We start from the raw sequence: 290 nt of genomic DNA on the forward strand, positions 1-290 counted from the left end.
AGGGGCGACGTGCCCGCCCTCGTGCGCCGGTGCCTGCGCGACCTGGAACGGCGTCAGCAGCAGGGCGCCGACCGCGACCGACAGCGCGAGGTCGCCGAGCCCGCCCGTCCCGGAGCCGACGCGGCCTGCGAGCACGGTGTACCCGCCGAAGGCCGCGGCCGCGCCCAGCCCGAGCGCGACGCCGACCGGGGCGAGCCCGCCGGCCGGGGTGCCGACCACCAGGACGACGCCGACGAGCGCGACGAACGGCAGCAACCGCTCCCGGCCGGCGGACGCCACCGCGGCGACCG

The 290-nt window shown here is 80.7% G+C and carries 1 pseudogene; it reads right to left on the reverse strand.

Features of this window, described 5'->3' with window-relative positions:
* Nucleotides 1-290: pseudogene (locus KVT14_RS20275) on the reverse strand (EamA family transporter); the annotation flags it as partial.

This window comes from Cellulomonas sp. GbtcB1 (assembly GCF_019091725.1).
In the GTDB taxonomy this organism is placed as follows: Bacteria; Actinomycetota; Actinomycetes; order Actinomycetales; family Cellulomonadaceae; genus Cellulomonas.